This window comes from Serratia montpellierensis (genome assembly GCF_020858655.1).
GTDB lineage: Bacteria > Pseudomonadota > Gammaproteobacteria > Enterobacterales > Enterobacteriaceae > Serratia > Serratia montpellierensis.
In genome coordinates this window covers 471,085-493,799 of the sequence record NZ_VOSN01000005.1, presented here as the reverse complement: position 1 = coordinate 493,799, position 22,715 = coordinate 471,085, and the positions used below count along the sequence as shown (strand labels likewise).

Below are 22,715 nucleotides of genomic sequence, written 5' to 3'. Positions count from 1 at the left end.
TTTTCTTTACTATAGCTGCGAGAAAAAGGCAGTTAAGCATATCTGCCTTTTTTATGCTATGGAAAGCCGCCCTGCAAAGCCGCAAGCTATGTCTCTGGGCAAGCTTCGAGGAACGCAGAATGAATGCAGAGATAAAACGCGGATCGCTGGAGATGACGGCGGCGATGCTGATTTCCGGCTCCATCGGCTGGTTTGTGCTGATGTCCGGCCAGCCGGTTATCAACGTGGTGTTTTGGCGCTGCGCGGTGGGGGCGCTGGTGCTGCTGGCGGTGTGCGGCGTATTGGGGCAGCTGCGACGCGATGCGCTGACGCGCGCCACGCTGCTGCTGGCGATCGCCGGTGGCGTCGCGCTGGTGATCAACTGGCTGCTGCTGTTTGCCGCCTATTCCTATGCCTCTATTTCCATCGCCACGGCGGTGTACAACACTCAGCCGTTTATGCTGGTGGGCCTGGGGGCGCTGTTTCTGGGGGAACGGCTGACCGCCCGCAAACTGCTGTGGCTGGGGTTGGCGTTCGGCGGCATGATGCTGGTGGTGCTGGCGCAGCCGCGGCAGACGGGGGAGCAGAGCCATTATTTGACGGGCATTGCGCTGGCGCTCGGTGCGGCGTTTTTCTACGCCCTGATGGCGCTGGCGGCCAAGCGGTTGAAGGGCACGCCGCCGCATCTTATTGCGCTGATCCAGGTGACGGTGGGGGCGGTGATGCTGTTGCCGTTGGTGAATTTCCACGTTTCGGCCAGCGTTGAGCAGTGGGGCATGCTGGCGACGCTCGGCGTGCTGCATACCGGCCTGATGTATGTGTTGATGTACGGCGCGCTGCAGAAGCTGCCCACCAACCTGATCGGCTCGCTGTCGTTCATCTACCCGATCGCCGCCATGCTGGTGGATCGCCTGGCGTTTGGCCACCGCCTGTCTGCATGGCAGCTGCTGGGCGCAGCGATCATTCTGCTGGCGGCGGCGGGCATGAACCTGCTGGGCGAGCGGCGAGCGCGACTGCTGCCGGCCTCGGACGGCCGGCGCGCCGGCTGATGCTCAGGCCGGGTGCTTCAACCGGCGCCATAAGGTGGTGCGGCTGATCCCGAGCAACCGGGCGGCGGCGGCGTGGTCCCCCCCGCATCGCGCCAGCGCTTCATGAGCGGAGACGGGCACCGCCGGCGCCTCGGGCGGCGTGGCCGTCGCCAGCTCCGGCAGCAGCCATCTCAGCGTCTCGCCGCTCGGCGCTGCGCCGGTGCTCAACATCAGCGCCACCCGTTCCATCATGTTGCGCAGTTCGCGCAGGTTGCCAGGCCAGGCGTAATGACTCAGCGCGGCGTAACAGCCGGCCAGGGCGGCGCGCAGCGGCGCCGTCAGCGGCACGTCGAGCGCTGCCAGCGACTGTTTCAGAAAGTGCTCCGCCAGCATCGCGATATCGTCGCCGCGCGCGCGCAGCGGCGGTAGCTGCAGCCGCAGGGCGCTCAGGCGGTAGAACAGATCGGCGCGAAAGTCGCCCCGTTGAATCGCCTGCTCCAGGTGGTTGTGGGTGGCGCTGATGACGCGAAAGTCGACCGTTACCGGCTGTTGCCCGCCCACCCGGGTGATGGTTTTCTCTTCCAGCGCGCGCAGCAGTCGCGTTTGCAGGTGCAGCGGCATCTCGCCGATCTCATCCAGAAACAGGGTGCCACCGTTGGCGGTTTCCAGCAGCCCGCGTCGGCCGCCGCGCCGTGAGCCGGTGAAGGCGCCTTCCTCATAGCCGAACAGTTCCGCCTCCAGCAGCGATTCGGCGATGGCGCCGCAGTTAATGGCGACGAACGGCGGCGTCGCCCCCCTGGACGGTGCGCCGCGCCGGGAAAAGTATTCCCGGTGGATCGCCTGCGCCGCCAGCTCCTTGCCGGTGCCGGTTTCTCCTTCAATTAATACCGCCGCCGGCGAGCGGGCGTACAGCATGATGGTGCGCCGCGTTTGCTCCATCTGCGGGGACTCACCCTGCAAATCGCCCAGCCCGTAGCGCGGCTGCAGGGTATTGCGCGCGGCGTAATCGCCGCCGCGTTTGCCGCCCAGCATCAGGCGCGTCACGTCCAGCGCATCGCTGAAGGCGGCGCGCAGGGTGGCGGCGGAATAGAGGAAAATGGCGGTGAGCCCGGCCTCTTCCGCCAGATCGCTGATGAGGCCGGCGCCGACCACGGCCTGAATGCCGGCGGCTTTCAGCTCGGCGATCTGGCCGCGCGCATCCTCTTCGGTGACGTAGCTGCGCTGCTCCAGCGGCAGATCGAAGGTCTGCTGGAACTCCAGCAGTGCGGGCAGAGGGGTCTTATAGGTGATGACGCCGATCCGATCGGCGGTTCTGCGCGCCTTGCTCAGCGCCTGCAGCAGGTCGAAACCGCCGGGCTTGACCAGGATGACCGGCACCGACAGGCGGCTTTTCAGGTAGGCACCGTTGGAGCCGGCGGCGATGATGGCGTCGCACGGTTCGGTCGCCAGGCGGGCGCGGATGTGCTGCACCGCCTCCTCGAAGCCGAGACGGATCGGGATGATGGTTGCCAGATGGTCGAACTCGAGGCTGATGTCCCGGAACAGATCGAACAGGCGGGTGATGGAGACGGTCCAGATGACCGGTTTGTCCGGCGTGCGGGGCGGCGTGATGTGATCGCTCATGATGAGTTACCGAATGAAAGTGGCTGCATTATACCCGTCATACTTGAAGCCGCCTCTTTGTTGGCTGCGCCTGTGCGCCCCAGTCACAGAGTTGTCTATGTTCCTGGGGGCTTACAGGCTTGCCGCCTTGATGCAGCTCCAATTATTTAGGGTATAGGTGTAGCCCGGTTTCAGTTATGTTTCAAATTTACTGTGTGAAACAACGATTGAAACGTTAACTGAAACGTTTTTTATCCCTTTGCCAGGCCAATGGCGCTGAATATGTTGTAACTCACTTATTTTTATCGTTTTTAATTCTTCCCCCACCGAAGTGCAACCTGGCCCGCTCCTTGCTCTGTCTGTTTCATCTGCCTAATCGGAGAAAACGACATGACGCTGCGCTCACCCGGGCTCGCCTTTCGTCAGGCCCTGAGTAAAGAAAAACCCCTGCAAATCGCCGGCGCGATCAACGCCAACCATGCGCTGCTGGCCCAGCGGGCCGGATTCCAGGCCATCTACCTTTCCGGCGGCGGCGTGGCGGCCGGTTCGCTGGGGTTGCCGGACCTGGGCATTTCGACGCTGGACGATGTGTTGACCGATATCCGCCGCATCACCGACGTCTGCCCGCTGCCGCTGCTGGTGGATGTCGACAGCGGTTTCGGCGCTTCGGCGTTCAACGTCGCCCGCACGGTGCGCTCGGTGAGCAAGGCCGGGGCGGCGGCGCTGCATATCGAAGATCAGGTCGGCGCCAAGCGCTGCGGCCATCGGCCTAATAAGGCCATCGTCTCCACCGAAGAGATGGTGGATCGCATCAAGGCGGCGGTGGATGCGCGCAGCGATCCGGACTTCGTGATCATGGCGCGCACCGACGCGCTGGCGGTGGAGGGGCTGGAGGCGGCCATCGAGCGCGCTCAGGCTTACGTAGCGGCCGGGGCCGACATGCTGTTCCCGGAAGCGATCACCGAGCTGGGCATGTACCGCCGCTTTGCCGAGGCGACGCAGGTGCCAATCCTTGCCAACATTACCGAATTCGGCGCGACGCCGCTGTTTACGACCGAGGAGCTGCGCAGCGCCCAGGTGGATATGGCGCTGTATCCGCTGTCGGCCTTCCGGGCGATGAACCGGGCGGCGGAGCGGGTGTACCGCGCTTTGCGCGAGGAGGGCACGCAGAAAAGCGTCATCGACACCATGCAGACCCGCAACGAGCTGTATGAAAGCATCAACTACTATTTGTTTGAAGAGAAACTCGACGCCCTGTTTGCTCGCCAGCGCGACGAATAGGCGCTATTCACGCAGAAGCCAAATGAGGACAGTATGAGCCAAGCGATCCCCCCGCAAAGCCCGACTGGCGTTAAGCCGAAAAAATCCGTGGCGTTATCCGGCGTGCCCGCCGGGAATACCGCGCTGTGTTCCGTAGGGCGCAGCGGCAACGATCTGCACTACCGTGGTTACGACATCCTCGACCTCGCGCGCCACTGCGAGTTTGAAGAGGTCGCCCACCTGCTGATCCACGGCAAGTTGCCCAACCGCGACGAGCTGCAGGCCTATAAACACCGTCTCAAAGCGCTGCGCGGCCTGCCCGCCAGCGTGCGCACGGTGCTGGAGGCGCTGCCGGCGGCGTCTCACCCGATGGACGTGATGCGCACCGGCGTTTCGGCCCTCGGCTGCACGCTGCCGGAAAAAGAGCAGCACGGCGCGGCCGGCGCACGTGATATCGCCGATCGGCTGCTGGCATCGTTGGGATCGATGCTGCTGTATTGGTATCACTACAGCCACAACGGCGAGCGCATTCAGCCGGAGACCGACGACGATTCCATCGGCGGCCACTTTCTGCACCTGCTGCACGGCGAGGCGCCTTCCGCCAGTTGGGAGCAGGCGATGCACGCGTCATTGATCCTGTACGCCGAGCATGAATTCAACGCCTCGACCTTCGCCGGCCGGGTGATCGCCGGCACCGGATCCGACGTCTATTCGGCGATCGTTGGCGCCATTGGCGCGCTGCGCGGGCCGAAGCACGGCGGCGCCAACGAGGTGTCGCTGGAGATCCAGCAACGCTATGAAACGCCGGACGAAGCGGAAGCCGACATTCGCCGCCGCATCGACAACAAAGAGGTGGTGATTGGCTTCGGGCACCCGGTGTACACCGTCTCCGATCCGCGCCATCAGGTGATCAAAGAGATCGCGCTGCGCCTGTCGCAGGAAGCGGGCGCGATGAAGCTGTATGACATCGCCGATCGGCTGGAAAGCGTGATGCACGACACCAAAAACATGTTCCCCAACCTCGACTGGTTCTCGGCGGTGTCTTACCACCAGCTGGGGGTGCCCACCGAAATGTTCACGCCGCTGTTCGTCATGGCGCGGGTGAGCGGCTGGTCGGCGCACATCATCGAGCAACGGCAGGACAACAAAATCATTCGCCCGTCCGCCAACTATACCGGGCCGGAAGCGCGGGCGTTCGTACCGCTGGATCAGCGCTGAGCGCTGAGCGCCGATCGTTATCGTGTCATTTTCACTCTGGAGCCTTTGGGAATCATGATGCTTGAGTCTGCCAATACCCGCCGTCCGCCGTTCGATCGCGAAATGGTCGATATCGTCGATTATGTGATGAAAGAGGCCGTCGATACCCCGGCGGCGTACCGCACCGCTCACTATTGCCTGCTCGATACCCTCGGCTGCGGGCTGGAGGCGCTGAGCTATCCGGCCTGCAAAAAACTGATGGGGCCGGTGGTGCCGGGCGCCGAGGTGCTGAACGGCAGCCGGGTGCCCGGCACCCGTTTCCAGCTGGATCCGGTGCAGGCGGCGTTCAATATCGGCGCCATGATCCGCTGGCTCGACTTCAACGACACCTGGCTGGCGGCGGAGTGGGGCCACCCGTCGGATAACCTGGGCGGGATCCTGGCGGTGGCCGACTGGCTCTCGCGCCAGGCGGTGGCGGCAGGCAAGGCGCCGCTGACCATGCGGCAGGTGATGATCGCCATGATCAAGGCGCATGAGATCCAGGGCTGTCTGGCGCTGGAAAACGCCTTCAACCGGGTGGGACTGGATCACGTGCTGCTGGTGAAGGTGGCGTCCACCGCGGTGGTGGCACAGCTGCTCGGCCTGAACCGCGAGGAGATCCTGAATGCGGTGTCGCTGGCGTGGGTGGACGGGCAGTCGCTGCGTACCTATCGCCATGCGCCGAACGCCGGCACCCGCAAATCCTGGGCGGCGGGGGATGCAACCGCCCGCGCGGTACGGCTGGCGCTGATGGCCGCCACCGGCGAAATGGGCTACCCCTCGGCGTTGACGGCGCCGACCTGGGGGTTTTACGACGTTTCTTTCAACGGCAAGCCTTTCCGCTTCCAGCGGCCGTACGGCGCGTATGTGATGGAGAACGTGCTGTTTAAAATTTCGTTCCCGGCGGAGTTCCATGCCCAGACCGCCGTGGAGGCGGCCATGACGCTGCACCGCCAGATGCAGGCCGCCGGCAAAACCGCCGCCGACATCGCCAGGGTGAGCATCCGCACCCACGAGGCCTGCCTGCGCATTATCGACAAGCAGGGGCCGCTGGATAACCCGGCGGATCGCGATCACTGCATTCAGTATATGGTGGCGATCCCGCTGCTGTTCGGCCGGCTGACGGCGGGGGACTACGAGGATCGGGTGGCCGAGGATCCGCGCATCGACGCATTGCGCGGCAAGATCCATTGCCACGAAGATCCCGCCTTCACCCACGATTATCACGATCCGGAAAAACGCTCGATCGCCAATGCGCTGACGGTGGAGTTCGCCGACGGCAGCCGTCTGGATGAGGTGGCCGTGGAGTACCCCATCGGCCATGCGCGGCGGCGCGAAGAGGGTATCCCGCTGCTGATCGAGAAGTTCAAAATCAACCTGGCGCGCCAGTTTCCGGCCCGGCAGCAGCAGCGCATTCTCGAGGTGTCGCTGGACCGGCAGCGGTTGGCGCAGATGCCGGTCAACGAGTACCTCGATTTGTGGGTGATCTGAGGTAAGCGGCGCTGACAAGCTATGTCGGCGTCGCTATGATGGACGCTCCATTCCCGTCCGTCTTCTTATCAGGTGATTCATGATTGATGCCGCAACGCTGTTGTTGTTTTCCGGTGCCTGCGTGGCGCTGGCGCTGACCCCCGGCCCGGATATGCTGCTGATCGCTTCGCGCAGCGTCAGCCAGGGGCGGCGTGCCGGTTTCGCTTCGTTGGCGGGTATTCAGCTCGGTACTTACTGCCACGCGCTGGCGGCGGCGCTGGGGTTGTCGCAACTGTTCGTTGCGGTGCCGCTGGCTTACGATGCGGTGAGAATGTTGGGCGCCGCCTATCTGCTCTACCTGGCGTGGAAAACGCTGCGATCCGGCAGCAGTCTGCAGGCTTCCTCCGGGTTGCAGGCGGTGCCGACCGCGCGCATTTTCCGTCAGGGACTGTTCACCAACATCCTCAACCCGAAAATGGCGCTGTTCGTGCTGGCGCTGTTCCCGCAGTTTATCGATCCGCGCGCCGGCTCGGTGGTCGTGCAGATGCTGGCGCTGGCGACGGTGCTGAATCTGGTGGGGTTGCTGATTAACGGCGGGGTGATCCTGGCGGTCAGCGGCATGAAAAGCCGCTTTGCCGGCCGCCGTTAATCAGCGCCCGCTGGCCGAACTACCTGCTGAGCGGGGTGTTCGCCGGGCTGGCCTGCAAACTCATTTTCGACAGCCGTCGTTAACCCTCGCGCAGCAGCGCTTCAAACGCCGCGCTGGCCGGTTCGTCCGGCAGCGCGCTGTACATCACCAGCCGCAGGTGATTCTCTTCGTCGACGATAAAAGAGGCGTGGTCAAAGGTGACCGGGCCGATCTCCGGGACGATGAAGCTGCGTCGCCCCTGGCAGCGCCCGTGGATATCGTGCTGCCGCCAGAGCCGGCGGAACGGCGGCGACACCCGCTCCAGCGCCTGTACCCGTTGGCGCATCACCTCATCCTCCGGCGCACGGGCATAGTCGCGGCGGAAGCTGGCCAGGATCTGCGGCGCCTGCGCCTGCCACTCCAGCAGGCGTTCATTAAGCTGCGGATCGGCAAACAGCATCCACAGCATGTTGCGCTCTTCCGTCGGACGTTCGTCGATGGCGAACAGCCGCTGCGCCGCCGGATTCCAGGCGATGATGTCCCAACTCAGGTTCATGACGTAAGCCGGCCGCAGCGTCAGATCGTCCAGCAGGCGCCGCACCAGCGGCGAGACCTGGCACCACTGATGGCCGACCGGCACCGGCGGGCGCTGATGCGCTAATAAAAACAGGTGGTAGCGGCCGGCGGCGTCGAGCTGCAGCACCCGCGCCAGGTTTTCCAAAAATGCCACCGACGCATTGATTTCCCTGCCTTGTTCCAGCCAGGTGTACCAGGTGAGGCCGACGCCGGCCAGCGCCGCGACCTCCTCGCGCCGTAATCCCGGCGTGCGGCGGCGGCTGCCGCTCGGCAAACCGACCGCCTCCGGCGACAGCTGTTCTCGTTTTTGCCGCAGAAAGTCCGCCAGTTCGTGGCGGGTGCGTTCGAGGGTGCGTGGGGGCATGGCGGCCGTCCTGTTGCTGTTAGTAATAGTATAAATGGCTATATAGTAACAGTTTAAACCCTGTTCCATACTGCGGCCATCATAATCTCTGGAGGTGGTATGGAACATTCATTATCTCGTGAGCGGCGAGGGCTGCCCGGCCTGCCGGTGCTGCTGTTGGGCGGGTTCGTCACGGTGTTCGATCTGTTTGTGGTCAACGTGGCGGCGCCGGTGATCCAGCGGCAGTTCGCCGCCGATTTCGCCGGGGTCGGTTTGATCGTCGCCGGTTATGAGTTGGCGTTTGGGGTGCTGCTGATCGCCGGTGGGCGTCTGGGCGATCGCTTCGGACGTCGGCGTCTGTTCAGCCTCGGCATGCTGGGATTCACGCTGAGTTCTCTGCTGTGCGGGTTGGCGGGATCGCTCAGCCTGTTGATCGCCGCGCGTATTCTGCAGGGGGCGACGGCGGCGTTGCTGTTTCCGCAAATTTACGCCTTGATGCGGGTGCTGTACGCGCCGCAACAGCGGCGGCGCGCTTTCGCCTGGCTGGGCATGACGCTAGGGTTGGCGGCGATCTTTGGCCAGATCCTCGGCGGATTTATCATCGAGGCTAACCTGTTCGGCAGCGGCTGGCGCATGATCTTTTTGATCAATTTGCCGATCGGCGCACTGGCGCTGTGGGCGGCGCGGTGCATTCCCGAATCGCGGGTGGCGCAGGCGCAGCGGTTGGACGGCGTTGGCCTGTGGCTGGCGGCGACCGGCCTGTCGCTGTTGCTGCTGCCGCTGCTGGAGGGGCCGGCGCGCGGCTGGCCGTGGTGGATAGCGCCGATGTTGGCGTTAGCGATGCTGACGCTGTGGGGCTTCCTGCGTTGGGAGCGCCGTCTGGCGCAGCGCGGTGATGATGCGGTGCTCGATCCGGCGCTGTTCCATCAGGCGGGCTTCGCACCGGGTATGGCGGTGGTGCTGGCGATTTATGCCACCGCCTCCTCGTTTTTCTTGTGTTTCGCACTGCTGCTGCAGGCGGGGGCGGGGCTGACGCCTTTTCAGGCGGGCAGTCTGTTCGCCCCGGCCAGTGCGGCCTTCATGCTGGCCTCGATGTTGGCGCCCCGGTTAGCGCTGCGTTGGGGTAATGGCGTACTGAGCGTGGGCGTGGCGATTTACGCCGCCGGGTTGGCGCTATTGATGGCGCAGGCGCTGTGGGGTGAGGCGCTGGCGCATCCGCTGCGGCTGCTGCCGGGGTTAGTGGTGCTGGGGTTCGGTCAGGCGCTGAGCATGACGCCGCTGCTGAATCTGGTGCTCGGTTTGGCGCCGGAGCGGCAGGCGGGCATGGCGGCGGGTCTGGTTGCCACCGTGCAGCAGGTGGGGGGCGCGCTGGGCATCGTGGTCAGCGGCGTCGGTTTTGTGCCGCTGTTGGCGAGCGGCGGCGCAGCGGAGCGCTATGCCCAGGCCTTTGCCGGCGCGATGCTCTGTAATTTGGTGGCGATGGGCATTGCCCTGCTGTTGTTAAACCGGATCACTCGAAATACTCAGAAAGCGGATCTTAAGTAGGCCGCCGGCAGGTGCTTTACTGTCGTCATCATGAGAGAGCGTAAGGAGCCACACTGATGTTTCAACCCGCCGCATTTCGCGAAGACGATCTGGATGCCCAACTGGCGCTGGTGCGCGCCCACCCGTTGGGGCTATTGGTCAGCCACGGCGAACAGGGATTGACGGCCGATCCGCTGCCGTTTCTGGCCGATGTCGAACAGGGGAAAATCCGGCTGCGGGCGCACCTGTCGCGTGCCAACGCGCACTGGCGGCGGCTGCAGCATGCGGCGGAATGCCTGGTAATTTTTCAGGGCGTGGAAGGTTATGTGTCGCCCGGCTGGTACCCGAGCAAGCGCCAGACCGGCAAGGTGGTGCCGACCTGGAATTACAGCATGGTGCAGCTGTATGGCGTACCGACGGTGATGGACGACCCGGCCTGGCTGCGCCGCCAACTGATCGATCTGACCGCGCAGCAGGAAGGGCGCCGCCCGGCGCCCTGGCGGCTCGATGATGCGCCGGCCAACTACATCGCCGCGCAGCTTAAAGGCATTGTCGGTATCGAGATCGCCGTCACCCGGCGCGAAGGCAAATGGAAGATGAGCCAAAACCGCAGCGCCGACGATGCAGATGGGGTGATCGCCGGGCTGCGCGAGGGCGATGACGCGCAGCGGCGGTTGGCGGCGGAGGTTGAGCGGCGGCGCGGATAGGGTATGCTAACCGAAGAGTGAGCTGAGGGAACCTTCGGATGGATTACACCAAAATTATCAAAGAAATAGGCCGCGGCAAAAATCATGCGCGCGACCTGGACCGGCAGACCGCCTTTGAGCTGTATCAGGCGATGCTGGCCGGGGAGGTCCCCGAGCTGGAGCTGGGCGGCATTCTGATCGCGCTGCGCATCAAGGGCGAAGCCGAAGAGGAGATGCTGGGCTTTTATCAGGCGATGCAGCAGCAGGTCTTGCCGCTGCAGGCGCCGCAGGGGCGGCCGCTGCCGGTGGTGCTGCCGAGCTACAACGGCGCGCGCAAGCAGGCCAACCTGACGCCGTTGCTGGCGCTGCTGCTCGCGAAAGTGGGCCTGCCGGTGGTGGTGCACGGTATTCTGGACGACAGCACCCGCGTGACCAGCGCCGAGATTTTCCATGCCCTGGGGCTGCCGTGGTCGGAACAGGCCGCGCATGCCCAGCAGCGCCTCGATAACGGCGAGGCAGTATTCATGCCGATTTCCGCGCTGTCGGCGCCGCTGGCGCGGCAGCTCGGGTTGCGTTGGCGCATGGGGGTGCGCAACAGCGCCCATACGCTGGCCAAGCTGGCGACGCCGTTCGGCGAACAGGATGCGCTGCGCCTCGCCAGCGTCTCTCACCCGGAGTATGTTGGCCGGGTGGCGTCGTTTTTCCGCCAGATCGGCGCCCGCGGGCTGTTGATGCACGGCACGGAAGGCGAAGCCTACGCCAACCCGCTGCGCTGCCCGCAGATTCATTATATTGCCGGCGGCGAACAGCGCGTATTGCTGGAGCGCACCTTGCAGGATGAAACGCCGGCATTGCCGGCGGCGAAAGACGCGGAAACCACCGCGCGCTGGACCGAGCGCTGCCTGGCGGGCGAGGTGGCGATCCCGCAGGCCATCCAGCGGCAGGTCGCCTGTTGTCTGGTGGCCGCCGGCGAGAGCGAGACGCTCGAGCAGGGGCTGCAGCGGCTGCGTCAGGCCTAAGCGCGACTATACTGGGATATTTCCTCATCGGCTGAGAAGGACGGTTATGCAACAGGCTCTCGATTACTTCAATCAATTGAACCAGGATTACCTCGACGTTCACCGCGCCAAAGAAGAGCTGTTCTGGCAAAACTACATGGGCACCGGCGGTGAAGACGTGTCGGCGCGCTTTTCCGCCGCGGAAAGCGCCTATAAGCACTTTATCGCCGAACCGCGCCGGCTGGCCGAGATCCGCAATCTGCTGGCCGGATTGGAAACGCTGCCGCAGGAGGCGCAGCGCGATGCGCTGATCCACGGCCTGCAAGGCTGGCTGCGTTTCTTCGACTGTAACGCCATCGAAGATCCGCAGGCGCAGGCGTTGTTGGATCAGATTATCCACGCCGAATCCGATCTCTACTCGCGCCGCAAGGGCTACCAGGTCACGCACCTGAACGCCGAGGGCCAGCGGGTGGCGGCTTCGCTCGGCGAGCTGCTGACCAACCAGGCGACCAACCCGAACGAAGACTATCGCCGCAGCTCGCAGCAGGCGCTGCGCGATCTGGAGCAATGGCTGCTGCATAACGGCCTGCCGGAGCTGATTGGCCTGCGCAACCGCTTTGCGCGCCAGATGGGCTATCGCAACTATTTCGACTACAAGGTGAACAAAACCGAGCGCATGACGCCGGAGCAGCTGTTCGCCATTCTGGATCGTTTCGAGCGGGAAACCCGCGAGGCCAACGCGCGTAGCCTGCAACAGCTGGCGGCCGACAAGGGCAGCCAGGCGCTGGAGCCGTGGAACGTGCGCTTCGCCAGCGCCGGCGACGTCACCCGTCAACTGGATCCTTACTTCCCGTTTTCTCGTTCGCTGGAACGCTGGGTCGACAGCTTCAAACGCCTGCACATCGGCTTTGGCGGCGCCGAGATGAATCTCGATCTGCTGGTGCGCAAAGGCAAGTATGAGAACGGCTTTATGCACGGCCCGGTGCCGCCGTTTGTGCGCCAGGGGGAATGGGTGCCGGCGCGCATCAACTTCACCAGCCTGGCGCAGCCGGGGCAGGTGGGCAGCGGGGCTTACGGGCTCAACACGCTGTTCCACGAGGGCGGCCATGCGGCGCACTTCGCCAACATTCGCCAGAATGCGCCGTGCTTCTCGCAGGAGTTCCCACCGACCTCGATGGCCTATGCCGAAACCCAGTCGATGTTCTGCGACAGCCTGCTGGACGACGCCGACTGGCTGAAACGCTATGCGAAAAACGCCGCCGGCGAAGCGGTGCCCGATGCGCTGATCGAAGCCGGCATCGCGGCGCGCCAGCCGATGCGTGCGTTCAACGAACGCCACATCCTGCTGGTGCCGTACTTCGAGTGGGCGCTGTACCAGTGGGATGACGCGCAGCGAACGCCGGAAGCCATCACCGCGCTGGCGCGCGAGGTCGAGCAAAAGATCCTTGGCATCAGCGGCAGCCCGCGCCCGACGCTGGCGATCCCGCACCTGCTGTCGCTGGAGTCAGCCTGTTCCTACCAGGGCTATCTGCTGGCGATGATGGCGGTAGAGCAAACCCGTCACTTCTTCCTGCAGCGCGACGGCTACCTGACGGACAACCCGGCCATCGGCCCGGATCTGGCGCAACACTACTGGTTGCCGGGCAACAGCGTCAGCCATGACGACACGTTGCGCAGCCTGACCGGCGAAGGATTCAATCCGGACTATCTGGCGCAGGCGTGCAACCAGACGGTGGCGCAGGCGTGGCATGAGGCGCAGCAAACGATGGCGGCCGCGGCCAGGCGCCCGCAGCCGCCGGCAGATTTCGATTTGGAGGCGCACATCCGGGTGGTGGATGGCGAGACGGTATTGGCGGACAACGCCGACGGTGATGAACGGATGTGCCACGACTTCGCCGCGGCGATAGAGGCGCGCCAGGTTTAAGGCTGACAATAAAATCCACGCCGCGGCGTGGATTTTATTTAATGGCTAAAACCGGCGCTATTTTATTCGAAATAGACGTCGGGATTATCGGCCAGAGAAATGAAACTCTTGGTGTTTCTATCCAGCGTACGAATCTCCCCGCTTTCGATGTCGTACACCCAGCCGTGCAGGCGCAGCCCACTGTTGCGCAGACCCACCGCCACAGAAGGGTGGGTTTTGATATTATTTAGCTGAGCTATGACGTTCTCTTCAACCATAGCGTTAACTTTGTCTGTTTCGTTATCCCAGGTTTTCTTCTCGACCACCGCTTTGGCCGCATCCGCGTAGTGCAGCCAGTGGGCAACGGCAGGCATGGGGTCGAGGCACTGACAGGACGCGATAGCCTTCATAGCGCCACAGTTCGAGTGGCCACAAATCACGATATCAGTCACGCCCAGCGCCACCACCGCGTACTCGATGGTGGCAGAAACCCCACCCGGCTCCGGGCCAAAGGAAGGGACGATATTACCGGCGTTACGGATAACGAACAGTTGCCCAGGCTCTTGCTGCGTCACCAGCTCGGGCACCAGACGGCTGTCAGAACAGGAGATGAAAAGCGCTTTAGGATTTTGGCTGGAGGCCAGGCTGCGAAAGAGTTCCTTACGCTGCGGGAAAATCTCTTTCTGGAAACTGAGGAAACCTTCAATGATATGTTGCATACAACGCTCTCTGCATCTGTAGTCTGTGTAACATGATAATCATCCTCTCCCGTTAGTCCAGCAATGGGGTGGTAAAAAAATGTGTGCTCATCCCCCTGCAAACCCCATTAAATACGCGGTTTCTACCCGTTTCCGGCAGCATTGTCCGGTTCGTTTACGCGTGGGGTGCTGACGAAGCGGACGGCAAGAAACTCGCTGTCGTACCCATTCAGCGCTGACGCACGCGAACATAAAAAAAGAAAAAGCCCGCCGGGATGATATCCGGCGGGCTTTTTGACGTCTGGGGCGGTGATTATTTGTAGATAACCGCGGTCGCGTGCATCAGGTTGTTGCCGCTGGTGGAGGTGATGGTGAAAGCTTTGGCACCCGCCGCATCGGCTTTGGCGGCCAGCTGAGAGGTCAGGCTACTCAGGTCGGTTGCACCGCTGGCGACGATCACGCCGGCTTTTTCGAATTGGGCGGCATCCTGGGCGCTGACGTGTTCAGCGGCGAAAGTAGTGAAAGAAACGGTGGCCAGGGCGATAGCGGCAGCAAAAGTTTTGATGGTTTTCATGTTCGTCATTCCTGTCAAAGTCAATTAGGGAGAAAGGGGTTTGCCTTTCGATGGGAGGATTATTGCGCAGTGACAGGCGGGATGAAATCGGAGAGTGTTGATAGTTTTATTCAATTTTTTTGATTATTAATTCCCCCGTTTATCTTCTGCCTAAACGGGGGAAACGATCAGCGTGTCGGGCGCGTCAGATCGAAACGGTGCTGTTCGGAAATGCCGTAGTAGGCGGTCGGGCCGCCGGCGCGCAGGATAGGTTCGGCGGCGGCGGTCTGGTAGACGCCGTGTTCGTCCAGCAGCGCCGGATCGAGGTGCACCGCCACCACCTCGCCCAAGACCAGCCAGGTCTCCACCTGTTCCCCGGCGGCGGTTTGCAGTTGGATGCATTGGGTCAACCGGCATTCGAAGTTCACCGGGCTTTCGGCCACGCGCTCGGCTTTGACCCGGCGCCCGGGCAGCGGCGTAACGCCGGCGAAGGCGAATTCGTCCTCACCGCGCGGCAGGGTGATGGAACTGTTGTTCATCGCTTCCGCCAGCGGGCGCGTCGCCAGGTTCCAAACGAACTCACCGGTTTCCACGATATTCGCCACGCTGTCTTTCCAGCCGGTGCTGGCGAAACCGATGATCGGCGGGCGATAGTTGAAGCAGTTGAAAAAGCTGTAGGGGGCGAGATTACGCAAGCCGGCGGCGCTGCGGGAAGAGATCCAGCCGATGGGGCGCGGGCCGACGATGGCGTTCAGCGGATCGTGCGGCAGGCCGTGGCCGGCGGCGGGTTCATAATAATAGCGAGATTCACGGCTCATGGGGGACCCTGTGGCAATCGATGAAGCTTTCATTGTGCCGGGTTTCCCGCCGCTGCGCCATTCCGGGCCGGATGTGTTATCTTACGCGCCGGAAATACCTTCAAGAGAGCCCGTCACGGTGGAAAAAAAGAAAACCTTCCCGCAGCAGAAAAGCGGCCTGCATCCGCGCAACCGTCATCGTTCGCGCTACGACTTCCCGGCGCTGATCGCCAGCTGCCCGGCGCTGGCACCGTTCGTAAAACCGAACGCCTGGGGCGATGTTTCGGTGGACTTCGCCGATCCGGCGGCGGTGAAAATGCTCAACCGTGCGTTGCTGCAACACTTTTACGGCATCGAGCACTGGGATATTCCGGCGGACTACCTGTGCCCGCCGATCCCCGGCCGCGCCGACTATCTGCACCACCTGGCGGATCTGCTGGCGACCAGCAACGGCGGCGAGATCCCGCGCGGCAAGGGCGTGGCGATCCTCGACGTCGGCGTCGGCGCCAACTGCATCTACCCGATCGTCGGCCTGCGCGAATACGGCTGGCGTTTCACCGGGTCTGAAATCGATCCGGTGTCGCTCAACGCGGCCAAGATGATCGTTGAGATGAACCCGACACTGCGCAATAGCGTGCGTCTGCGGCTGCAAAAACAGCCTGAGCTGATTTTTAGCGGCATCATCGGCGCGGCCGAGAAATTCGACGCTACCCTGTGCAACCCGCCGTTCCACGCGTCCGAGCAGGAAGCGCGCGCCAGCACCCGCCGCAAGCTGCATAAATTGGGCAAAGGGGAAGTGGCCGACAAGCCGGTACAAAACTTCGGCGGCAAGAACAACGAGCTGTGGTGCGAAGGCGGCGAAGAAGCCTTTGTGCGCAAGATGGTGGAAGAGAGCGTCGGCAAGGCCAACAACTGCCTGTGGTTCACTTCGCTCATCTCGAAAAACACTACGCTGCCGGCCATTTATCATGCGCTGAAGGTGGCGGGCGCGGCCGAGGTGCGCACCATCGAGATGGCGCAAGGGCAGAAGATCAGCCGCTTCGTCGCCTGGACCTTCCACGACGCCGAGCAACAGGCCGCCTGGGCAGCCGAACGCTGGCGTTAATCCTTCCGGCGCCGGTTATCCTGCCGGCGCCGACAAAAAACCGCATTTTACCTTTCAATTTTCATCACTTACGTTATTCTCAATACAGTTTTGATAATAAAAATCTTAGGTTGTTGGTTTATTTAAATTCGAATAATTACTTTACTGAATAAATAAATTTAATCCGGTTAAGAGCAATAACCAGAAGGATCGGCGCTGCCCGTTCCTTCCGCGATGGCACGTCTGCGTGTGGGCGCGGCATGTGGCCAGAAAAAATAAGAAAAGCGCCATCATCTGCCACAAGGACTACACCTTATGCTGTTACGATTCAGTCAGTTAACTACCCACAAAGGCGCCGAACTGAGCGCGATAGAACACGCCGTTCCGATGATCGTATTCTCGCCAGACGGCACGGTCTTGCGCGCCAACGATCTCTTCCTCAGCACGCTGGGATTTCAACGCGATGACGTGATAGGTCAGCATCACCGTATTTTCTGCGATCCGAACTATGTCACCAGCCCGTTATATCGTAAGCATTGGGAGACGCTGAATAAGGGGCAGCCCATCACTGACACCATAAAGCGCATCGCGAAAAACGGCGAGGCGGTGTGGCTGCAGGGCACCTATGCGCCGGTGCTGAATAAACAGGGTAAGGTAGTGGAAATCGTCAAGATCGCCAGCGAAGTGACCGAGCGAGTGACCCAGGCGCAGGAGCACCGCAGCCTGCTGGCGGCGCTGAATCGATCGATGGCGATGATCGCTTTCACGCCGCAGGGCACCATTGTCAGCGCCAACGACAATATGTTGGCGCTGATGGGCTATCGGCTTGAAGAGGCGTGTGGGCAGTCGCATGCGGTGCTGTGCCCGCCGGAGTTCGCCGCTTCCGACGATTATCGGCGGCATTGGCAGCGCCTGGCGCGCGGCGAGTTCATCACCGGGCGTTTTGAGCGCGTCAACCGGCGCAGCGAACGGGTATGGCTGGAGGCCAGTTACAACCCGATCCTCGACAACGACGGTCAGGTGGTGAAAGTGGTGAAGATTGCCCAGGACATCACCCGGCTGATGCAACAGCAGCAGCACGAAGAAGAGATGGTGCGCAACGCGCATCATCTGTCGCTCGACACCGATCGGCAGGCGGCACAGGGTGCGGTCATCGTACAGCAGGCGGTGAAGGGCATGCAGCAGGTCGAAGCGGCGGCGCGCGAAACCTCAGACGTGGTCACCGAGCTGGGCAAGTGTTCTCAGCAGATCGGCACCATCGTCGAAGCCATTCGTAAAATCGCCTCCCAAACCAACCTGCTGGCGATTAACGCCTCCATCGAAGCCGCCCACGCCGGTGAGCACGGGCGCGGTTTTGCGGTGGTCGCCAACGAAGTGCGCACGCTGGCGGAACAGTCGCGCAAGGCGGCGACCGAGATTGAACGCATGACCAAGTCTATCCAGCAAGGCGTGGCGGCGGCGATCGCCGGCATGGCGACCTGTGTGGAACAGGCCGGCGGCGGTGTGGCATTGACCCATGACGCCGGGGAAGTGATTAACCAGGTCAACATCGGCATGCATGACGTCGTGAAACTGATGCAGGCGTTTACGTCGGTGAAGCAGGGCGACGCGCTGCACTGAGTGTTCATCACGCCGCCCGCCGAAAACAGGGACGGCGTTTTTATCTTCCCGCCGATTCGCACGCCGTTGAGCCGCGGTTCAATTTTTCCGGTCTATGCTATCTTTAAATATGAACGAACGTTCGTTCATATGTTTATGTTTATTCGATGGCGCCAGGCGCCCCTTCACCGTTTCAGGAGTTGCCGATGGGAAACCGAGAAAAGATTGTCGAGGCCGCGCTGCACAGCTTTACCCATAAGGGATTTCATCAGACCAGCATGCGGGATATCGCGCAGGCGGCGGGCGTCAGCGTCGGCAATCTCTATAACCACTTTACCGGCAAGGAGGCGCTAATCGGCGAAATTGCGCTGCTGGAAAACGGCGTATTCGTCGAGCTCGTCGCCGGATTGCGGGCCGACAGAACGCGGCCGAAGCAGGCGCTGTCGGCCTTTTTCACCGCCTATCACGCCTTTGTTGCTGAACCGGCCAATGTACAACTGTCGGCGGAGATCGTGGCGGAGGTCGCGCGCAACCCGGCGTTGGCCGAGCCGTTCAGCGCCAACCAGCGGCAGTTGATTGAGGCGCTGGCGACGACGATCGCCGAGGCTCAGCAAACTGGTGAGATCGCGGCGGCGATAGCGCCGTTACCGCTGGCGCAGCTGGTGCTGGACGTGATCGAAAGTCAGGCCTGGCGGCAGGCGATATTTGCGTCGCCTGCGCCGGAGGAGACCGCGTCGGTGCGGCTGCTGGAACAGCTGCTCTACCGGCATGCCTAGTTGAGGTGGATATGCTGCACATTGAGCCGTACTGCAATGCTGACAGCCTGCAAACGGCGGCGCTGATCTACGCCGCGTTCTGCGACAAGTTCCAGCGCACGCGCCGTCTGAGCCCTCGCCTTCAGTGGCGTCTGTTCTATCGGCTGTGGAGTTGGCAGCAAAGCGGCAGCCGGGAGCGCAGCTTCGTGGTGAAGCAGGATGAACAGGTGGTGGCGGCCTTTGCCCTCCATGCGGCCGCCGGTGAGAACAACGCCGGGCGGCGTCCGCGCACCTTGCCGATTTGGCGGCTGTGCCGCCGCTATGGTTGGCTGAACGTGTGGCGCATGTATCTGCAAATAGCGGTGTTGCAGCACACCCCGGCGGCCGATGAGCTGTATCTTTCCTACCTGGCGGTGGCCGAGAGTCAGCGCGGCAAAGGGGTGGGCAGGCGACTGCTGCAGTGGATGAATGACTATGCCGCCGGACAAGGCGCGGGCCGGCGCCTGAGCCTGCACGTCAGCCGGCGCAACGTGGATGCGCAGCGCCTGTATCGGCGCTGCGGTTTTCAGGTGCGGAGAGAAGAACATTACGCGTCGTTGGGGCTGCTGTTCGGCCAGGCCGACTGGGTATTGATGGAGAAACGCGGCGGGGAGGCGACGTGCGCAAAATAGGGCTGTGCAGCGTGGCGCTGCTTCTGTTGGCGCTCGGCTGTGTCATTTTCGTCAACGACTTTCGCTTCGTCACCGAACCGGTCACGGTGACCGCCGGCGGCAACCGGCTGACCGGCACGCTGGTGTTGCCGCAGCATGCGCCGGTCAAGCCCGGCGTCGTGGTGTTCGTGCACGGCGATGGGCCGGCTAACGCCAGCCGCGACGAAGGCTATTACGGCATTTGGGAGGCGATGGCGCAGCAGGGCTACGCGGTTTTATCCTTCGACAAGCCGGGCGTTGGCGGCTCCGGCGGCAACTGGCTGCATCAGACCATGGCGGATCGCGCCCGGGAAACCGCCGATATCATCGACTGGGCCCGGCGGGACGGGCGCTTCGATGCACGCTGCGTGGGGCTGTGGGGCACCAGCCAGGCGGGGTGGGTGATGCCGGAGGTGGCGCGTTTGCGCCCCGACATCGCCTTCACGCTGGCGCTGGCGCCGGCGATCAACTGGCTGCGACAGGGGCGCTATAACACCCGGGCGGCGATGGCGGCGGCGGGGGATGATGAAACGCAGATCCAGGCGCGCGAGGCGTATTGGCGCCATATCCAAACGCTGCTCGAACAACCGGACGGCTATGCGCAGTACCGCCGCGAGTCTGGCGCCGCCGCCGCATTGAGCGCCGACCGCTGGCGCTTTATTCGCGTCAACATGGCCAGCGACGCGACGGCGGGATTGCGAAATTTCACCACGCCGGTGCACCTGATCCTGGGTGGGCGCGACGTCAACGTGGACGTGGACGAAACCGAACGTGTGTATCGGCAAACGATCCCGGCCTCGCTGTTGACCGTGACGCGTATCGACGAAGCCGACCACGTGATGATTAAACCGCTGTTCGCCCGCCATCCGTGGCTGATCAACGTGGTGGGGCTGTTTGCCCCGCGCTCGGTGCAATACGATACCTACCGGCAGGACGTGGCGGGCTTCCTGGCCGCCCAGCCCTGCGGCAGGGGGCGCTAACCGCCGGGAGCCGCGGGCGGTGCCTGTTCTTCGTGCGGCTGCGGCGCGCGGGAGATTTGCATCGCCTGCTGCGGCATGCCGATGCCGGCCCGATCGAAATGGATTTTCACCAGCCGATCGAGGGCGTATTGCACCACCCACTGTTTCAGCGCCAGCGTGCGCACCGTCACGCGGGTGGTGAACGAGCGGTCACCCAGCGCCACCACGCCATTGAAGACCGGCTCGCCAATCAGGAAATGTTTCACCTGTTCATCCTGCTTCAACGCCGCGATGGCCTGATGCAGCACCTCATTGACCCGATCGATGTCCTCGTCGCGGCTGACGGTATAATTGGCGCGATACACCCCGAACTCACGCGCATAGTTGGCCAGCGTAGTGATCGAAGAGTACGGCACGATGTGATAGACGCCGTAGTCGTCGCGCAGGCCGATCGAGCGGATGGTCATGCGCTCCACGGTGCCGGTGATGCCGCTGACGGTGACGTATTCGCCGGTGTTCATGCCGTTTTCGAACTGGATGAACACGCCGGTGATCACGTCTTTCACCAGCGTCTGGGCGCCGAAGCTGATGGCCAGCCCCAGCGCCCCGGCGCCCGCCAGCAGCGGCGCAATGTTTAGCCCCACCTGCGACAGTACGATCATCACGGTAATGGTGCTGATAACGATAGCCAACACGTTGCGAAACAGCGTCAGCAGCGTGCGTTCGCGCGCGCTCGGCCGCACGCCGTTGCTGAGTTCCAGCGCCAGGCGGTGCTCGATGATGCTGGCCATCAGCGTCCAGCTGAACACGGCGATCAGCAGGATCAGCAGGATATGCACCAGCCCGCCGAGGGTGCGCTGGCCATTTTCGCTGCTCGCCCACTGGTACAGGTTGATCAGGTGCCAGGCATCGAGCAGGAACAGCGTCACCGCCAGCACCACCATCACCCGCAGTATCTTCAACCCGTTGGGGATGTAAGAGTTGATGCGCCGCTCGAGCATCGGATAGCGCAGATTGACGTCGGTCGGCAGCGAAATGCGGCGGAAAATCCAGCGGGTCAGCATGCCGGACAGCAGGGCGCCGACGCCGACCACCAGCAGGCTTTTCACCGTGGCGCTCATCATAAAGCGCAGGCTGTTGCCGATGTCGAACTGAGACAGCACGAACAACACCAGAAAATAGGCGATCGCCAGCAGGTGCCAGATATGCCCCAGGCCGCGCAGGATCACGCTGAAAAACGCCATCGACCGTTCGGCCAGCAGATTGATCTGTCGCTGTATCGGCTTGCGGTTGTGCAGGATCAGCCAAATGGCGTACAGCGTCAGCGCCAGCATCACCACCAGGTTGACGGCGGCGGCGGCCGGGTAGCTTATTTGTACCGCCACCACCGGCACCACCACCATCAGACCGTAGCCGATCAGCCCGCTGAGCCAGGCGAGACGCGTGTTCCAGTAACGCGCGCTCGGGTCGCTGAAGGGGAAGGGGCGCAGATAGTCGAAGTTAGGGGCGAAAATCAGCCGCAGCACCGCCTTGAAGAATTCAATCACCGCAAAGGCGCTGAGAAACAGGGTTTGCAGTCGCAGAATGGTGGCGCTGTCGGCGTGGACGTGGCGGGCGAACAGGTTGCCCGCCGCCAGCGCCAGCAGCAGTACCAGCAGATCGACGGCGAATGCGCCGAGAATGGCGGCGGGGCGCTTATACCACGGGCCGCGCTGCAGCCTGGCGTTGTGCCCCCAACTGCCCATGCGCTTGTACAGCGGTGCGATCAGCCGCCGGATCAGGTGGAACAGCGCAAAGGTGACCGCCACCGTCAGCAGAAAATAGCCCAGCGCGCGGAAAAAGCCGGCGGGATTGAAAACGCGCTTCGGGCCGGAATCGATCAGCTTTTGCAGCGCGCCGAGCTTTTGGTTAAAGGTGCCGATGCCTTCCTGCGCCAGCGAGTTCAGGCTGTCGCTCAGCGTGGCCGGCGTTGACTCCTCCGGCGTTGCCGGGGCGGCGGCGTGGGCATTGTCGGCGGCCTGTTTCAGGTGGTTGATGAGTTCCGCGCGCGCTTTGTCGTCCTGCAGCAGATCGGCCAGCGCGGCGTAGGCGGCCTTTTGCTGCTCGCTCTTGTCGGCGGGCGCGGGCGGCGCGTTTTGCGCCAGCGCTGGTAGTGCGAAGATGCTCAGGGTCAGCAACAGCAGCAGGAAAAGCAGGTGTTCTCGCAGATGAGAACCTCGTCGGGAGTCTGCGTTTGGCGGCATTGTTCCTCTCTTTGGCGTTCTGTGATCGGCGGATGTAAAAGCAATACGATGAAAACAATGAATATAGTAGGAAAGGAAACGCGATGGGGCGTGGGAACGCGTGCG

19 protein-coding genes and 1 pseudogene are annotated in these 22,715 nt (G+C 62.8%); 14 read left to right on the top strand and 6 right to left on the bottom strand.

Features of this window, described 5'->3' with window-relative positions; translation table 11 throughout:
- Positions 1–119: 119 nt before the first annotated feature.
- Complete coding sequence (locus tag FUU19_RS07675; RefSeq protein WP_230490209.1) at positions 120–1,028, top strand: DMT family transporter; 909 nt, start codon at positions 120–122, stop codon at positions 1,026–1,028.
- A gap of 3 nt (positions 1,029–1,031) precedes the next feature.
- Here the strand turns inward: FUU19_RS07675 and prpR are convergent, their stop codons facing one another.
- A complete protein-coding gene (prpR, locus tag FUU19_RS07670) occupies positions 1,032–2,630 on the bottom strand; it encodes a propionate catabolism operon regulatory protein PrpR (protein WP_230490210.1) in 1,599 nt (532 codons plus the stop codon).
- 369 nt (positions 2,631–2,999) lie between these two features.
- On the opposite strand from prpR, the gene prpB reads away from it, so the two are divergent.
- The 4 genes and pseudogenes from prpB to FUU19_RS07650 all read left to right on the top strand — a co-directional run bounded on the left by prpB (position 3,000) and on the right by FUU19_RS07650 (position 7,307).
- Positions 3,000–3,890 carry a methylisocitrate lyase gene (gene prpB / locus FUU19_RS07665; protein ID WP_025302067.1) on the top strand — a complete coding sequence of 297 codons (891 nt, stop codon included), beginning with the start codon at positions 3,000–3,002 and terminating at the stop codon, positions 3,888–3,890.
- 33 nt (positions 3,891–3,923) lie between these two features.
- The gene (gene prpC, locus FUU19_RS07660; RefSeq protein ID WP_089180679.1) at positions 3,924–5,087 is read left to right on the top strand and encodes a bifunctional 2-methylcitrate synthase/citrate synthase; all 1,164 of its coding nucleotides are present in this window, start codon (positions 3,924–3,926) and stop codon (positions 5,085–5,087) included.
- Positions 5,088–5,144: 57 nt separating this feature from the next.
- Positions 5,145–6,596, top strand: a complete 1,452-nt coding sequence (locus tag FUU19_RS07655; RefSeq protein WP_230490352.1) for a bifunctional 2-methylcitrate dehydratase/aconitate hydratase — start codon at positions 5,145–5,147, stop codon at positions 6,594–6,596.
- A 79-nt stretch (positions 6,597–6,675) separates the two neighbouring features.
- Positions 6,676–7,307: pseudogene (locus FUU19_RS07650) on the top strand (LysE family translocator).
- Here the strand turns inward: FUU19_RS07650 and FUU19_RS07645 are convergent.
- A complete protein-coding gene (locus tag FUU19_RS07645; protein ID WP_141970062.1) occupies positions 7,304–8,143 on the bottom strand; it encodes a helix-turn-helix transcriptional regulator in 840 nt (279 codons plus the stop codon). The pseudogene FUU19_RS07650 and the gene FUU19_RS07645 sit on opposite strands and share 4 nt — an antisense overlap.
- Positions 8,144–8,242: 99 nt before the next feature.
- On the opposite strand from FUU19_RS07645, the gene FUU19_RS07640 reads away from it, so the two are divergent.
- The 4 genes from FUU19_RS07640 to FUU19_RS07625 are packed head-to-tail and all read left to right on the top strand — an operon-like array spanning position 8,243 to position 13,254.
- Positions 8,243–9,667, top strand: a complete 1,425-nt coding sequence (locus FUU19_RS07640) for an MFS transporter (RefSeq protein WP_230490211.1) — start codon at positions 8,243–8,245, stop codon at positions 9,665–9,667.
- A 56-nt stretch (positions 9,668–9,723) separates the two neighbouring features.
- On the top strand, positions 9,724–10,353 hold the full coding sequence (locus tag FUU19_RS07635) for an FMN-binding negative transcriptional regulator (protein ID WP_141970058.1): 630 nt from the start codon (positions 9,724–9,726) through the stop codon (positions 10,351–10,353).
- Between the two features lie 38 nt (positions 10,354–10,391).
- A complete protein-coding gene (gene ybiB, locus FUU19_RS07630; RefSeq protein ID WP_141970056.1) occupies positions 10,392–11,351 on the top strand; it encodes a DNA-binding protein YbiB in 960 nt (319 codons plus the stop codon).
- A 46-nt stretch (positions 11,352–11,397) separates the two neighbouring features.
- Positions 11,398–13,254 (top strand): M3 family metallopeptidase, encoded by a 1,857-nt coding sequence (locus FUU19_RS07625; RefSeq protein ID WP_230490212.1) that lies wholly within the window; start codon positions 11,398–11,400, stop codon positions 13,252–13,254.
- 62 nt (positions 13,255–13,316) lie between these two features.
- Here the strand turns inward: FUU19_RS07625 and FUU19_RS07620 are convergent, their stop codons facing one another.
- From FUU19_RS07620 to FUU19_RS07610, 3 genes are all read right to left on the bottom strand, one after another.
- Positions 13,317–13,952 (bottom strand): carbonic anhydrase, encoded by a 636-nt coding sequence (locus FUU19_RS07620; protein ID WP_101453365.1) that lies wholly within the window; start codon positions 13,950–13,952, stop codon positions 13,317–13,319.
- A gap of 292 nt (positions 13,953–14,244) precedes the next feature.
- Positions 14,245–14,505, bottom strand: coding sequence for a multiple stress resistance protein BhsA (gene bhsA / locus FUU19_RS07615; RefSeq protein WP_060432705.1), 261 nt, complete (start codon positions 14,503–14,505; stop codon positions 14,245–14,247).
- A gap of 167 nt (positions 14,506–14,672) precedes the next feature.
- The gene (locus tag FUU19_RS07610; protein WP_046686671.1) at positions 14,673–15,302 is read right to left on the bottom strand and encodes a flavin reductase family protein; all 630 of its coding nucleotides are present in this window, start codon (positions 15,300–15,302) and stop codon (positions 14,673–14,675) included.
- A 118-nt stretch (positions 15,303–15,420) separates the two neighbouring features.
- Here FUU19_RS07610 and rlmF point away from each other — a divergent pair, with 118 nt between their 5' ends.
- The 5 genes from rlmF (at position 15,421) to FUU19_RS07585 (ending at position 20,388) form a co-directional block, all read left to right on the top strand.
- Positions 15,421–16,386: a 23S rRNA (adenine(1618)-N(6))-methyltransferase RlmF gene (rlmF, locus tag FUU19_RS07605; RefSeq protein ID WP_197832901.1), complete on the top strand. Its 966-nt coding sequence runs from the start codon at positions 15,421–15,423 to the stop codon at positions 16,384–16,386.
- Between the two features lie 294 nt (positions 16,387–16,680).
- Positions 16,681–17,985, top strand: a complete 1,305-nt coding sequence (locus tag FUU19_RS07600) for a methyl-accepting chemotaxis protein (protein WP_230490213.1) — start codon at positions 16,681–16,683, stop codon at positions 17,983–17,985.
- Positions 17,986–18,170: 185 nt separating this feature from the next.
- Positions 18,171–18,740, top strand: coding sequence for a TetR/AcrR family transcriptional regulator (locus FUU19_RS07595; RefSeq protein WP_173889007.1), 570 nt, complete (start codon positions 18,171–18,173; stop codon positions 18,738–18,740).
- 11 nt (positions 18,741–18,751) lie between these two features.
- The gene (locus FUU19_RS07590) at positions 18,752–19,390 is read left to right on the top strand and encodes a GNAT family N-acetyltransferase (RefSeq protein WP_230490214.1); all 639 of its coding nucleotides are present in this window, start codon (positions 18,752–18,754) and stop codon (positions 19,388–19,390) included.
- The gene (locus tag FUU19_RS07585; RefSeq protein WP_230490215.1) at positions 19,378–20,388 is read left to right on the top strand and encodes an alpha/beta hydrolase family protein; all 1,011 of its coding nucleotides are present in this window, start codon (positions 19,378–19,380) and stop codon (positions 20,386–20,388) included. Before FUU19_RS07590 ends, FUU19_RS07585 begins: the two co-directional genes overlap by 13 nt.
- On the opposite strand, the gene ybiO is transcribed toward FUU19_RS07585, so the two are convergent.
- Positions 20,385–22,610, bottom strand: coding sequence for a mechanosensitive channel protein (gene ybiO, locus FUU19_RS07580; RefSeq protein ID WP_141970042.1), 2,226 nt, complete (start codon positions 22,608–22,610; stop codon positions 20,385–20,387). The genes FUU19_RS07585 and ybiO overlap by 4 nt on opposite strands.
- Positions 22,611–22,715: the final 105 nt, after the last annotated feature.